The sequence below is a fragment of the Streptomyces sp. NPDC090032 genome (assembly GCF_044748025.1).
Taxonomy (GTDB): domain Bacteria; phylum Actinomycetota; class Actinomycetes; order Streptomycetales; family Streptomycetaceae; genus Streptomyces.
On the sequence record NZ_JBIVFF010000021.1, the window covers coordinates 1 to 12,211 of the forward strand.

Sequence of the window (12,211 nt, forward strand, 5' to 3'; positions counted from 1 at the left end):
GGGGGGACCCTGTGGGAGAGTAGGACGCCGCCGAACTATTTTTGAAGAAAACCCCCGTAACGGATGAGAATCCTGTTACGGGGGTTTTCTGCGTTTAGGGTCGAGCTATGCGATACGACCTGGTCATCTTCGATAATGACGGCGTTCTCGTCGACAGCGAGCCGATCTCCAACAAGCTTCTCGCCGGCTATCTCACCGAACTCGGACACCCCACCTCGTACGAGGAATCCCTCAGGGACTATATGGGCGCTGCCATGCACCGAGTGCACGATCTTGTCGAGGAGCGGACGGGGCGGCAGCTGCCCGAGGACTTCGACGATGTTTTTCACGGGCGGGTCTTCGCCGCTTTCGAGCGGGAGCTGGAGCCCGTGCCCGGGGCCGTCGAGGTGCTGGAGAGGCTGGCCGCCGACGGAGTTCCGTACTGTGTGGCCTCCTCGGGGAGCCACGAACGGATTCGCGTCGGGCATCGGAAGACCGGGCTCGACGAGTGGTTCGATGACGGGCGGATCTTCAGTTCGCAGGATGTCGGGCGAGGGAAGCCGGCGCCGGATCTCTTCCTCTACGCGGCCCAGCGCATGGGTGTGGCACCGGAGAAGTGCGCGGTCGTGGAGGACAGCCCGCTCGGTGTCCAGGCCGCCGTGGCCGCCGGGATGGATGTCTACGGGTTCACGGCCATGACGCCCGCGCGCCGGTTGAGCTCGGCCACCGAACTGTTCGGTGGCATGCGGAAGTTGCCTGACCTGCTGACATGACATCCCCGTAGGGACCGCCCTGACATTTGTCATCGCGAGGCCCGGACGATCGTTTCTGTTGGGCGGTGGGGGCCCTCCACGAAGCTGAGTACATCGAGAACGGGACGTACACAGTGACGACGGAGGGAACCCGATCATGAGCCAGCTCGTTGCACAGACACCGGTCAAGTCCGCTGAGGCGGCTGCCGCCCCGCAGAGGGATCGCGCGGCCCTCCTGGGAAGTCTCAAGCCACTGGTCGTGGACGTGGTCCTGCCGATGGCCTCGTACTACGTGCTGAGCAAGGGGTTCGGCATGAGCACGCTGGCCGCCCTGGGGTGGAGCAGTGTGCTGCCGGCGCTGCGGACCGTGTGGGGGGTGCTGCGGGAGGGGCGGCTCAATGTGCTGGCCGCGGTCATCCTCTTCGTGAACCTGGTGGGGCTGTTGCTGAGCACGGTGACGGGTGACCCTCGGTTGATGCTGGCCAAGGACAGTGGGATCAGCAGTGTCGTGGGCATCTCGATGCTGGTGTCGGTCGTGGTCGGCAAGCCGCTCCTCACGTCCGCGCTCAAGCCCTTCGTGACCAAGGGGGATGCCGGTCGGACTGCGGCGTGGGAGCGGCTGTCGGCAGGGCAAGGGCGCTTCGTGCGGGCGGAGCGGCTGTTCACGGCGGTGTGGGGTCTGGCGCTGGTCACCGAGTGCGTGGTGCGGATCGTGGGGGCGTACACGCTGCCGGTCGACACCATGGTCTGGCTCGGGAATGTGATCATGGCGGGTGCCGTGGTCCTGGCCATCCGGGTCAGCGGGCGTCTGGCTGTGGGGCCGATGGAGCGGATGGTGGAGGGGGAGCTGGGGAGTCGTCGGGCTCAGGTGGAGCGGGTCGCCTGACATCTCCTCAGTACCTCGGGAGTACACGCTTTCCCGGTCGCCCGATGACGGCGGCCGGGAACTTTCGTTCGAGATGCAGCGAGATCTATCTACCCACCGGTAGATCCGGGGCATACGCTGTGCGGCCATGACAGAAGTGCTGCGGCGTGGCAGAGGTTCGCTGGCTTTCAGTTTCTTTGTGCAGGGTGCCGCGTTCGCGCTCCTGGTGACTCGAATACCGGCGATCCAGGATCAGTACGGCATATCGGATGGGCTGTTGCCCGTCTTTCTCGCGGCGGTGCCGATCCTGGCCGGGGTCGGGAGCGTGTGTACCGAGAAGCTGGTCAAGCGGGTGCGGCCCAGCCGGGTCCTGCGGTGGTCGCAGCCGATCGTGCTGCTCGCGCTGCTGGGGGTCGGAGCGGGGGACACGCTGTGGCAAGTAGCCGTGGCGCTGGGGGCGTTCGGGCTCTCGGTGGGTGCGCTGGACGCGTCCATGAACATGCTCGGGGTGAGCCTGCAGCGGGCGTACGGGCGCAGCATCATGCTCGGGTTCCACGCGGCGTACAGCCTCGGCGGGATCGTGGGGGCGTCGCTCGCGTGGGTGGGGGCGCACTGGGATCTGTCGCTGTTCGTGTCGTATCTGCCGGTGGTCGTGCTGTTGTTGCCGGCGGCGTTCGTGGGGAGTCGCTGGTACGTCGACGGGGAGAGCGGCGCGGGTGAGGGTGCGAAGGGCGCCGCGGGTGGGCCGGTGGTGTTCAAACTGCTGTTGCCGCTGTGCCTGGTGATGGCGATCGCGTACATCGGGGACTCGACGGTCTCCAACTGGAGTGCGAAGTACCTCCAGGACGTGCTGGGCAGTTCGGAGCAGCTGTCGACGGTTCCGTACAACGTCTACATGGTCATGACGCTGGTGGGGCGGGCGCTTGGGGATCTTGGAGTGCGTCGGTTCGGGGCGGTCCTGGTGGTGCGGGTCGGGGCCGTGGTGGCGGCGCTCGGGTTCGCGGTCGTGGCGGTGGCGCCGGGGCCCTGGGTGGGGATGCTCGGGTTCACGCTGCTGGGGCTCGGGTTGTGCGTGATCGTGCCGCAGACGTTCGCCGCGGCGGGCAGGCACGCCTTTGAGAATTACGGCCCCAATGCTTCGGATTCGGCGATCGCGCGGCTGAATGTCTTCAACTATGTAGGATTTCTGATCGGTTCGCCCCTTGTGGGCGCTCTGGGCGATGCGTGGAACTACCGGGGGGCGATGCTCGTTCCCATGGTGTTGGTGCTCGTGACACTCGTGTACGCCCGGTCCTTCGCCCCTGGAGCGGACCGATACGGTGACGGACATGAGCGGCCGCGCACAGCTGATGTGGGACGAGGCAGTAACGGGCTATGACTTCGGCCCGGATCACCCGATGGATCCGGTTCGGCTGGCCCTGACGAGAAGTCTCGTCGGGGCTCTTGGGCTCGATCGCGAGGTGGAGGTCGTCGCCGCCAAACCGGCGGGTGAGTCGACGCTGCGGCTCGTGCACCGCGAGGACTATGTGGAGGCGGTCAAGGCCGCGTCCGCCGATCCGGCTTCGGCGGACGGGACCTACGGGCTGGGGACGGTCGACGATCCGGCCTTCGCCGGTATGCACGAAGTGTCGGCGCTGATCGCCGGGCAGTCCGTGGGCGCGGCGGAGGCCGTGTGGCGCGGTGAGGCACTGCACGCGGTGAACTTCGCGGGCGGGCTGCACCATGCGATGCCCGGGGGCGCTTCCGGGTTCTGTATCTACAACGACGCGGCGCTGGCGATCGCTCGTCTGCTGGAGCTCGGCGCCGAGCGGGTCGCGTACGTCGATGTGGACGTGCACCACGGAGACGGGGTGCAGGCGGCTTTCTGGGAGGACCCGCGGGTGCTCACCATTTCGCTGCACGAGCATCCACGGACGCTGTTTCCGCAGACCGGATGGCCCGAGGAGACGGGGGCCGGCGGTGCCGCGGAGGGGTCGGCGGTCAATGTGGCGTTGCCGGCGGGGACCGGGGACGCGGGGTGGCTGCGGGCTTTCCATGCCGTAGTGCCGGAGCTGCTGGCGGAGTTCCGGCCGCAGGTACTGGTGACGCAGCACGGCGCCGATACGCACTTCGAGGACCCGCTGGCGCATCTGGCGGTTTCGCTCGATGCGCAGCGGGCCGTGCAGGTCGCCTGTCATGAGCTGGCGCACGAGCATGCGGAGGGGCGTTGGGTCGCGCTCGGCGGTGGCGGGTACGCGGTGGTGGACGTGGTGCCGCGGTCGTGGTCGCATCTGGTGGGGATCGCCGCGGGGCATGAGGTGGCGCCCGGGACGGTCGTTCCGGAGAGCTGGCGGCAGGAAGTCTTCGCGAGGACCCGGCAGTTGGCTCCCACGCGGATGACGGACGGGCGGTGGCCGGTCTCGTACCAGGACTGGGAGTCGGGGTACGACCCGGCCGACCGGCTCGACCAGGCGGTTCTGGCGACGAGGCGTTCTGTGTTCCCGCTGCGGGGGCTGTTGCCGTAGCGGTGTGGTGGCGGGCGCCCGGTGAGGGTAGGGGGCGTTACGCCAAGTGTGGGGTGTTTTCAGGGTTTTAGGGGCGTCCGGGACCCCAATGCGCCAGCATCACACGGGTGTTGAGCACCGGAGCGCTGCGTGCGCATCTGCTGGCTGCCCATCTGGCCGGGCCCGTGGCGACCTCCCGTGAGGTGAGTCTGCGCAGTTATCGGCTCTTCGCGGCCAGGGATCCGCGGATACTTCTGGGCCTCGACCCCGAGTGGAGCTGGGGGCAGCGGGATCTGGTCGCGCTGATGGCCGACAAGTGCGGGGTGTCGGGGGATCCGGGGGACACCTCGGGGTGCGACGTCATCGATCCGGAGCGGACGCTGGTGGCGCTCGACGCGTTCGCGAAGCGGCTCGGTGAGGCCGTGCGGGGTCGTGTCCCGGTGCTTTTCGGGACGGGTCACCCGCATCGACTCCTCGGTTTCTACGCCGCGTTGGCGGACGCCCTGTCGGCGGCGGGATGTCCCGTCCTCACCCCCGCGCAGGGTAAGAGTGTCGACATAACGACCCGGTTCGGTCTACGTACGTACGACCTCGACTACGTCCATGGAGTCGCGCTGGTGCGGGAACCCGGCGCGCGTGAGCCGGGGAGTGAGACCGGCGTACACACCCACTCACCCCTCCCGATTCGCACGGTTCTCGCGGCCGCCGCGCAGGCCGGCGGGCCGCTGCCGGGGCTGGTCGTGGGTGACCATGGATGGGTCTGCGGTGCAGGTCAGTTGGGGTTCGACGCGATCGGGCTGGCGGATACGGACGATCCCGCGCTGTTCGTGGGGGAGGCTGAGGGGCAGGTGTCCGTAGTCGTTCCGCTTGATGACGCCGTGCGGTCCGATTACTACCGACCGCTTACTCGCTATGTACTCAATCGAGCGTGTCTGTCACAGTAGCGGGCTATCCGCTGCTCCTCTTCCCCACTCGCACCACACGCCCCTAGTCTGGGGAGTGAGCACGCAACGACGTTGAGTCACCGGAAGGGGAAGCCGGTGGCCGTCGAGTGCGGAAGGTTCAGGTGTGTCATGGCTGCTGGTGAGAGTAGGCCTCTGAACGAGGTGCAGTTCCTGACCGTGGCGGAAGTCGCCTCGGTGATGCGAGTCTCGAAGATGACCGTGTACCGGTTGGTGCACAGTGGTCATCTGCCCGCGATCCGGGTCGGAAGGTCTTTCCGAGTCCCGGAACAAGCGGTTCACGAGTACCTCCGCGAGTCCTACGTGGGGGTGGAGACAGCCTGACGGTGTCCTCCGGGATCCTCGATTACAGGCTCAGCGCTAGGCCGGGTAGGCTAGGCCGACGTAGGTCGTGTGGGCCCAGACGCCCCGCACCGAGTGAAGAGAAGTGAGCGAGGGTAGTCGTGGGCTCTGTTATCAAGAAGCGGCGTAAGCGGATGGCCAAGAAGAAGCACCGCAAGCTGCTGAAGCGCACCCGCGTGCAGCGTCGCAACAAGAAGTAAGCGACCGCTGCATCAAGCGCGCTCTGTGGCCCCTCCACCGTCCGGTGGAGGGGCCACAGTCGTTCCACGGCCCTTATGGGGCCGCTTTCGCGGGGTTGTGTGGGAGCGTAGGGCCACGTCCCGGCGACCTCGGTCTGTACGTACGTCTGTGGCTGCCGTCACTTCCTGCATCGCGCGGTCATCACAGCGCAACATCGACCCGCTAACGTGGCGGCGAGAGCCAGGCGGTGCGGAAGGAACTGGGGCGCGGCAGGCTGCGACGGAAGGTAGGCGCTGATCTTGGGCAAGGTCGTGCTCGTGACCGGGGTGGCCCGGCAGCTCGGGGGCCGTTTCGTACGACGCATCCAGCGTGATCCCGACGTGGACCGGGTGATCGGCGTGGACGCGGTGGCGCCCGCGCATCATCTGGGGGGAGCCGATTTCCTTCAGGCGGACATAAGGCAGCCCGCGATCGCCCGGGTACTCGCCGAGCACACCGTCGACACGGTCGTCCATCTGGATGTCACGGGCACGCCGCTGGCCAGCGGCGGCCGTGGCTCCGTCAAGGAGACGAACGTCATCGGCACGATGCAGCTGCTCGGCGCCTGCCAGAAGGCGCCGGCGGTCAAGCGGCTCGTGGTGAAGTCCAGTACGAACGTGTACGGGTCCGCACCGCGCGACCCGGCCGTGTTCACCGAGACGACGCCGCCCAAGTCGCTGCCGAGCGGCGGCTTCGCCAAGGACACGGTGGAGGTCGAGGGGTATGTGCGCGGGTTCGCCCGGCGCCGGCCCGATGTCGCGGTGTGCGTCCTGCGGTTCGCGAACATCCTCGGTCCCGCCGCCGATTCGCCCCTCGCCGAGTACTTCTCGCTGCCGGTCCTGCCGACCGTCCTCGGCTACGACCCACGGCTCCAGTTCGTGCACGAGGACGATGTCATCGAGGTGCTGCGGATCGCGTCCCGTGATCCGGCGCGGGGGACGCTCAACAGCGGCACGTTCAATGTCGCCGGTGACGGGGTGCTGCTGCTGTCGCAGTGCTCGCGCCGGCTGGGGCGGCCGACGGTGCCGGTGTTCCTGCCGGCCGTGACCTGGGTGGGATCGGCGCTGCGTACGCTGGGCGCGACGGACTTCTCGCCCGAGCAGGTCAGGCTGCTCACGCACGGGCGGGTCGTGTCGACGGCCCAGATGCGCGAGACACTGGGCTATCGGCCCGAGTACACGACGGCGGAGACCTTCGCGGAGTTCGTCCGTGGCCGCGGGCCCGGTCTTCTGCCGCCCGAGGCCGTCGCGGGTGCCGTGGACCGGATCGCCTCGCTGCCCTTCCTGGGCGGCGGTCACCCCCCGACGCAGAGCGCCAGCTGAGGAGCGCATCAACGATGGCGGATGCCAAGGTCATTCCGTTCGACGACGACCGCTCGCGCGCAGGCGCAGGCGTCGGCAACAGCAACGGCAAGGTGGTTCCGCGCCGCCGTGGCGTGGGCGTCCGGCGCAAGGGCGAGCCCGCGGCCGTACGCGAGGTCGCGCCGCTGCCGGGGCAGCAGTACGACGAGCCGTCACCGCCCGCCGCCGCGCGGGGGCCGGAGCCGCGGGAGCGGACGCAGGCCGGGGGCGGCCTGGACCGGCGCATCGCGGGCGGCCTCGCGTTCCTGCGGCGGCGCCTGACGGGCGATTACGACGTCGATGAGTTCGGCTACGACAAGGAACTCACCGATCAGGTCCTGATGTCCCTGATGCGGCCCCTGTACGAGAAGTACTTCCGGGTCGAGGTGAAGGGCATCGAGAACATCCCCGCGGACGGCGGTGCGCTGATCGTCGCCAACCACTCGGGGACGCTGCCGCTGGACGGCGTGATGCTGCAGGTCGCCGTGCACGACAACCATCCGCAGAACCGGCATCTGCGGCTCCTGGCCGCGGATCTCGTGTTCATGCTGCCGGTGGTCAACGAGCTGGCGCGCAAGGCCGGTCACACGCTGGCCTGCGCGGAGGACGCGCAGCGGCTCCTGGAGCGGGGTGAGCTGGTCGGGGTGATGCCGGAGGGGTTCAAGGGCATCGGCAAGCCGTTCAGTGAGCGGTACAAGCTCCAGCGGTTCGGGCGCGGTGGGTTCGTCTCGACGGCGTTGCGCGCCGGGACGCCGATCGTGCCGTGCTCGATCGTCGGGGCGGAGGAGATCTACCCGATGGTCGGCAACGCGAAGACCCTGGCGCGCCTCCTCGGCATCCCGTACTTCCCGATCACGCCGACGTTCCCGTGGCTCGGTCCGCTGGGTGCGGTGCCGTTGCCGACGAAGTGGACGATCCAGTTCGGCGAGCCGATCCCGACGGACGGCTTTCCGCCGGAGGCGGCCGAGGATCCGATGCTGATGTTCAACCTGACGGATCAGGTGAGGGAACAGATCCAGCACACGCTGTACAAGCTGCTGGTGCAGCGGCGGTCGGTGTTCTTCTGAGTCTTGTGAACAGTTCCCGCCCGGGGCTCACGCAGAGAGGGCGGCCACCGGATTCGGTGGCCGCCCTCTCTGCGTAACACGTGGCGAAGTGACTAGTCCGCGTCCTCGCTGTCGATTCCCAGGCCGGGCAGCAGGCCTGGGAGGAGGGGCGGGAGTGTGACGTCGGGCTTCGGGGTGGTGTGTTTGCCTTCGGGCGGCGTGGGGCTGGTGTCGTCCTCGGGCGGGTCGAGGAGGCCGCCGGTGGTGTCGCCGAGGAGGCCGTCGTCGTGGGTGCCGGAGGAGGACGGGCGGGGTTTGCCCGAGCTGTCCTGGCGGCTGCCCGACGCTCCGCCGGCCGTCGGGGTGGAGCGGTCGTCGCCGGAGGAACCGGGCGTCCTGTCGTGGATGCCGGGCTGTCCGCCGGTGCGGCCGTCCTTTTCGGGGGCCTGCGGGAGCAGGGACCGCAGCGGGTCGACCTCTTGGTCTATGGCGTCGAAGACCGAGCTGACCTGCTCGCCCACGTCGCCGAGTTGTACGGGGAGGCGGTCGCGCAGTGCGTCCCAGTTCTCGCGGTGGGACTGGGTGAACGACGACAGGGCCTGGATGGGGCCGAGAGAGCCGTCCCTGCGGTAGGCCTCGAGGAGCAGGCGGTGGCCCTCGGAGGCGTCGTACTGGACGCCGGAGAGCGTGCGTCTGACTTCGCCGAGGGACTCGTGGTCGAGCTGTCCGCTGCGGCCGCGCTCCATGAGCCGGCGCGCTTCGCTCAGCCGGGTGGAGGCCTGGTCGAGATAGATCCGGCCGCGGTCGGAGTCTCCGTCGGCCATGCCCAGTTTCAGGTCCTCCATCCCGCGTTTCAGTCCGTAGAGGTGGTCACCGGGGAGGGCGTCGGAGCTGGCAGCGGCGACGCCGCCGAAGGCTCCCGCGGCGACACCGACGGTGAGGCCGCCGGCCGCGATGCCCTTGGACAGGCGTGAGCGGGGTCGCAACTTCCGCAGTGGGCTCGCCCGGTGAGCGCCCTTGCGCGCGCGCTGCTCGGGCACGGAAGGGCCTGGACCCGCACCCCCCGCAGCCGTGCCTTCGAGCAGCATGGCCTCCATGGCGGCCACGAGCTGGGCTCGTTGAACCACCTTGACCTCGGGGTCAAGCTCAGGCTTGGGCAGCTCGTCCAGCCCGGTCGCCAGCGCCAACAGCTTGCCCTGCTCGCCTTGTTCGGCGGGGGGCTCTTCTTGCTGTACGGCCGCAGCTTCCCGGTCGGACTGCTCCTCCAGGGCCTGGGCGAAGGCGTTCGCCCGCCGGTGTGCCGATACGTTCGCGATCACTGGCGGCACCTCCTCTCGTCATGACGGTCGACTCCCCAGGGGGTCCTGAGGGTTGCACACCCTGAGCGCTTCCACACGATCGAGTGAGTGGAAGCAGTCGGGGGGTGACCACAGGGAGCCTGCATCCCGCATAACGAGCGACGCGGCACTTGGGTTACGGACGGCGGATGATCGGACCGCGATCCCATCTGCCCCTCACAGAAGGTGAGTTGACGGCTACACGGCGACGCCGCGGGTGGGGTGGGCCCCACCGGCCGCTAACGGGCGTCGTCCGGGAGCAGGCGCGCCAGGGTGCGTACGGCGCGGTACTGGAGGGTCTTGATCGCGCCCTCGTTCTTGCCCATCACCTTGGCCGTCTCGGCGACCGAGAGGCCTTGGAGGAAGCGCAGGGTCACGCACTCCTGCTGCTGGGGGTTGAGCCGGTGCACCGCGTCGAGCAGGGCCGCGTTCGACAGGGACTCGAGGACGGAGTCCTCGGGGCTGCGCTCGACCTCGTTCGCGTCGAGCATTTCGCCGGTGGTCACTTCCAGGCGGAAACGGCTCGACTTGAAGTGGTCGGCGACCAGGTTCCGCGCGATCGTGACCAGCCAGGCGCCGAAGTCTCGGCCCTGCCAGGTGAACGTGCCGATGCGGCGCAGGGCGCGCAGGAACGTCTCGCTGGTGAGATCCTCGGCCGTCGCCTTCCCGCCGACGCGGTAGTAGATGTAGCGGTAGACGGTGTCGCTGTACTGGTCGTAGAGACGGCCGAACGCGTCGGCCTCGCCCGCCTGGGCGCGCTCGACGAGATCCATCATGCGGGCGCTGTCGCTGTCCGCGGCGGGGCGGCGTGCGGTGGACGTGCCGGCGGAACCGGAGCGGGCGCGTCTTCCGACCGTGGTGCTCCCGTCGGCAAGGGCATAGCAAGGACCGGTAAGGCCGTTCGCGGCGGGTGCCGCGACGGCGAGGGCGGGGACGGCGTACGCGGTGGGGACGAAGCCGCGCAAGCGGTCGGAGACCGTTGCGCGCAGCGTAGCCAGGCCCGAGGCGTCAACCCCGACGTGTGGGTACACGGGACTCCCAGAGGCAGAGCTTCCATCACGTGCAGTGCGGGACCGTTCACTCGTCGTGTTGACGTGTGGGTACCGGTTTGCGTCTGAGGAGAATAACGCTTCGTGCAGGGAGCGCTACACCCAGTTGCTCAAATCACCGATTACGTCGCTTCCGTAACTGAACGGAGTCGGTTCAAGTACCGGAGAGTGACCGCTTGTTGATCGGATTAGGTCATGTTCCGTCTGAGCGCGGGGCGTGTTGTGGCCGAGTTGAACCAACGGGACTGGCGGGAGCCGTGCGGGGGTAAGGGGGTGCGATTGGCGCTCGCGCCCGGGAGCGCCGCGAGTCAGCGGCGACGGCGGTGCAGGGCCACCGCGGCGGCCGTGCCCCCGGCCAGTGCGCCGACTCCCGCCGCGGCCGGGATGCCGACCTTCGCGGCCTTGCGGCCCGTGCGGTAGTCGCGCAGCCGCCAGTCACGTTCGCGTGCGTGCTTGCGCAGTTTGGTGTCCGGATTGATCGCGTACGGATGTCCTACGAGCGACAGCATCGGGATGTCGTTGTGCGAGTCGCTGTATGCGGCGCAGCGGCTCAGATCGAGGCCCTCGGCCGCGGCGAGGGCGCGGACGGCCTCGGCCTTCGCGGGGCCGTGCAGGGGTTCGCCGACGAGCTTGCCCGTGTAGACGCCGCCGACGGACTCGGCGACCGTGCCGAGGGCGCCGGTCAGGCCGAGGCGGCGGGCGATGATCGTCGCGGTCTCCACGGGGGCGGCGGTGACGAGCCACACCTTCTGTCCCGCGTCCAGGTGCGCCTGGGCGAGGGCGCGGGTGCCGGGCCAGATGCGCTCGGCCATGTACTCGTCGTAGATCTCCTCGCCGATGGACATCAGCTCGGCGACGCGGTGGCCCTTGACGATGGACAGCGCGCTGTCGCGGGCGTCCTGCATGTGCTCGGGGTCCTCGACCCCGGCGATCCTGAACCAGGCCTGCTGCCAGCCGAACTTGACCAGCTCGCGACGCTGGAAGAACTTCCGCTTGTAGAGGCCGCGGCCGAAGTGGAAGATCGCGGCGCCCTGCATGACGGTGTTGTCCAGGTCGAAGAAGGCGGCGGCCTTGTCGTCGCCGACGACTGGGAACTCCGTCTCAGGGGTGCCTTCGGCGGGCTGTGTCGCCTCGCCGAGCTGCTCCAGCTCTCCCTCAAGGCCTGGAGGGCCAGGGGGTGCCCCCAGCTCCGACTTGCGGGCGGCTTCGGCCGAGGCCTCGCCAGCCAATACGCTCCGCGCGGTGGCGGAGCGCCTACGGGGTGTGAGCCATCCGAGAGCGGCCATGTCGTGAGCATAGCCAGTTTGTTCGGTGGTTCCGTGTCGCGAGGATTCGGCGCTGTGAACTCTCTGCGACCCAGCCGTTAAACAACCGGCGGGAGAGGTGCGCCGGGAGGCGCCGGCGGAGCGAGAATGGCCGGTATGAGCCCCATTTTTCGCCGGAGCGAGAAGAAGAGCCCCGAGGAGCGTCTGGTCACCCTGGTCGGGAAGCCCGGCTGCCATCTGTGTGACGACGCGCAGGAGGTGATCGAGAAGGTGTGCGGCGAGCTCGGCGCGCCCTGGGAGAAGAAGGACATCACCCAGGACGAGGAGTTGTACCGCTTGTACTGGGAGCAGATCCCCGTGGTGCTCGTGGACGGAGCACAGCATGACTTCTGGAAGGTGAACGAAGATCGACTTCGGCGTGCGCTGACAGGCTGATCTGCCGGTGGTCCACCGGTGTCCGCGGGGGAGTAGCGACCGTCACTGACTGAGCAGTCCAAGTGGTCCGGAAAGTCGCTTAGGATCGGGGGCGGTTTGGTCTCGGGGGCGCGGATCGTAGAGGAGAGTGTGCGGTT

General features: G+C 68.6%; 13 protein-coding genes. 10 read left to right on the forward strand and 3 right to left on the reverse strand.

Annotated elements, in window-relative coordinates; all coding sequences use genetic code 11:
• The first annotated feature begins 107 nt into the window (after window positions 1-107).
• The 9 genes from ACIPWY_RS36840 (at window position 108) to ACIPWY_RS36880 (ending at window position 8,009) form a co-directional block, all read left to right on the forward strand.
• The gene (locus tag ACIPWY_RS36840) at window positions 108-752 is read left to right on the forward strand and encodes an HAD family hydrolase (protein ID WP_401536719.1); all 645 of its coding nucleotides are present in this window, start codon (window positions 108-110) and stop codon (window positions 750-752) included.
• Between the two features lie 136 nt (window positions 753-888).
• Window positions 889-1,617 (forward strand): VC0807 family protein, encoded by a 729-nt coding sequence (locus tag ACIPWY_RS36845; protein ID WP_393706212.1) that lies wholly within the window; start codon window positions 889-891, stop codon window positions 1,615-1,617.
• A gap of 127 nt (window positions 1,618-1,744) precedes the next feature.
• Window positions 1,745-2,974, forward strand: coding sequence for an MFS transporter (locus ACIPWY_RS36850; RefSeq protein ID WP_393706211.1), 1,230 nt, complete (start codon window positions 1,745-1,747; stop codon window positions 2,972-2,974).
• Entirely contained in the window at window positions 2,925-4,100 is a 1,176-nt protein-coding gene (locus ACIPWY_RS36855) for an acetoin utilization protein AcuC (protein ID WP_393706210.1), read from the forward strand. The genes ACIPWY_RS36850 and ACIPWY_RS36855 overlap by 50 nt, the downstream gene beginning before the upstream one ends.
• 107 nt (window positions 4,101-4,207) lie before the next feature.
• Window positions 4,208-5,023 carry a phosphatase gene (locus ACIPWY_RS36860; protein WP_393706209.1) on the forward strand — a complete coding sequence of 272 codons (816 nt, stop codon included), beginning with the start codon at window positions 4,208-4,210 and terminating at the stop codon, window positions 5,021-5,023.
• Between the two features lie 129 nt (window positions 5,024-5,152).
• Entirely contained in the window at window positions 5,153-5,365 is a 213-nt protein-coding gene (locus tag ACIPWY_RS36865; protein ID WP_159032723.1) for a helix-turn-helix domain-containing protein, read from the forward strand.
• A gap of 119 nt (window positions 5,366-5,484) precedes the next feature.
• Complete coding sequence (locus ACIPWY_RS36870; RefSeq protein ID WP_003948845.1) at window positions 5,485-5,583, forward strand: 30S ribosomal protein bS22; 99 nt, start codon at window positions 5,485-5,487, stop codon at window positions 5,581-5,583.
• A gap of 279 nt (window positions 5,584-5,862) precedes the next feature.
• The gene (locus ACIPWY_RS36875) at window positions 5,863-6,924 is read left to right on the forward strand and encodes an NAD-dependent epimerase/dehydratase family protein (protein WP_362908526.1); all 1,062 of its coding nucleotides are present in this window, start codon (window positions 5,863-5,865) and stop codon (window positions 6,922-6,924) included.
• 14 nt (window positions 6,925-6,938) lie between these two features.
• Entirely contained in the window at window positions 6,939-8,009 is a 1,071-nt protein-coding gene (locus ACIPWY_RS36880) for a lysophospholipid acyltransferase family protein (protein WP_362908527.1), read from the forward strand.
• Window positions 8,010-8,101: 92 nt separating this feature from the next.
• Here ACIPWY_RS36880 and ACIPWY_RS36885 read toward each other — a convergent pair whose 3' ends face one another.
• The 3 genes from ACIPWY_RS36885 to ACIPWY_RS36895 all read right to left on the reverse strand — a co-directional run bounded on the left by ACIPWY_RS36885 (window position 8,102) and on the right by ACIPWY_RS36895 (window position 11,660).
• The gene (locus ACIPWY_RS36885) at window positions 8,102-9,307 is read right to left on the reverse strand and encodes a DUF5667 domain-containing protein (protein WP_393705469.1); all 1,206 of its coding nucleotides are present in this window, start codon (window positions 9,305-9,307) and stop codon (window positions 8,102-8,104) included.
• Window positions 9,308-9,564: 257 nt separating this feature from the next.
• Window positions 9,565-10,356 (reverse strand): ECF subfamily RNA polymerase sigma factor, BldN family, encoded by a 792-nt coding sequence (locus ACIPWY_RS36890; RefSeq protein WP_362908529.1) that lies wholly within the window; start codon window positions 10,354-10,356, stop codon window positions 9,565-9,567.
• Between the two features lie 326 nt (window positions 10,357-10,682).
• On the reverse strand, window positions 10,683-11,660 hold the full coding sequence (locus tag ACIPWY_RS36895) for an HAD-IB family hydrolase (RefSeq protein WP_362908530.1): 978 nt from the start codon (window positions 11,658-11,660) through the stop codon (window positions 10,683-10,685).
• 126 nt (window positions 11,661-11,786) lie between these two features.
• On the opposite strand from ACIPWY_RS36895, the gene ACIPWY_RS36900 reads away from it, so the two are divergent.
• Entirely contained in the window at window positions 11,787-12,074 is a 288-nt protein-coding gene (locus tag ACIPWY_RS36900; RefSeq protein ID WP_116511371.1) for a glutaredoxin family protein, read from the forward strand.
• Window positions 12,075-12,211: the final 137 nt, after the last annotated feature.

What these genes read in the sequence shown, in the direction of transcription:
- ACIPWY_RS36840 (WP_401536719.1), top strand. Translation starts at nt 108, where the DNA reads ATGCGATACGACCTGGTCATCTTCGATAATGACGGCGTTCTCGTCGAC.
- ACIPWY_RS36845 (WP_393706212.1), top strand. Translation starts at nt 889, where the DNA reads ATGAGCCAGCTCGTTGCACAGACACCGGTCAAGTCCGCTGAGGCGGCT.
- ACIPWY_RS36850 (WP_393706211.1), top strand. Translation starts at nt 1,745, where the DNA reads ATGACAGAAGTGCTGCGGCGTGGCAGAGGTTCGCTGGCTTTCAGTTTC.
- ACIPWY_RS36855 (WP_393706210.1), top strand. Translation starts at nt 2,925, where the DNA reads ATGAGCGGCCGCGCACAGCTGATGTGGGACGAGGCAGTAACGGGCTAT.
- ACIPWY_RS36865 (WP_159032723.1), top strand. Translation starts at nt 5,153, where the DNA reads ATGGCTGCTGGTGAGAGTAGGCCTCTGAACGAGGTGCAGTTCCTGACC.
- ACIPWY_RS36880 (WP_362908527.1), top strand. Translation starts at nt 6,939, where the DNA reads ATGGCGGATGCCAAGGTCATTCCGTTCGACGACGACCGCTCGCGCGCA.
- ACIPWY_RS36895 (WP_362908530.1), bottom strand. Translation starts at nt 11,660, where the DNA reads ATGGCCGCTCTCGGATGGCTCACACCCCGTAGGCGCTCCGCCACCGCG.
- ACIPWY_RS36900 (WP_116511371.1), top strand. Translation starts at nt 11,787, where the DNA reads ATGGCCGGTATGAGCCCCATTTTTCGCCGGAGCGAGAAGAAGAGCCCC.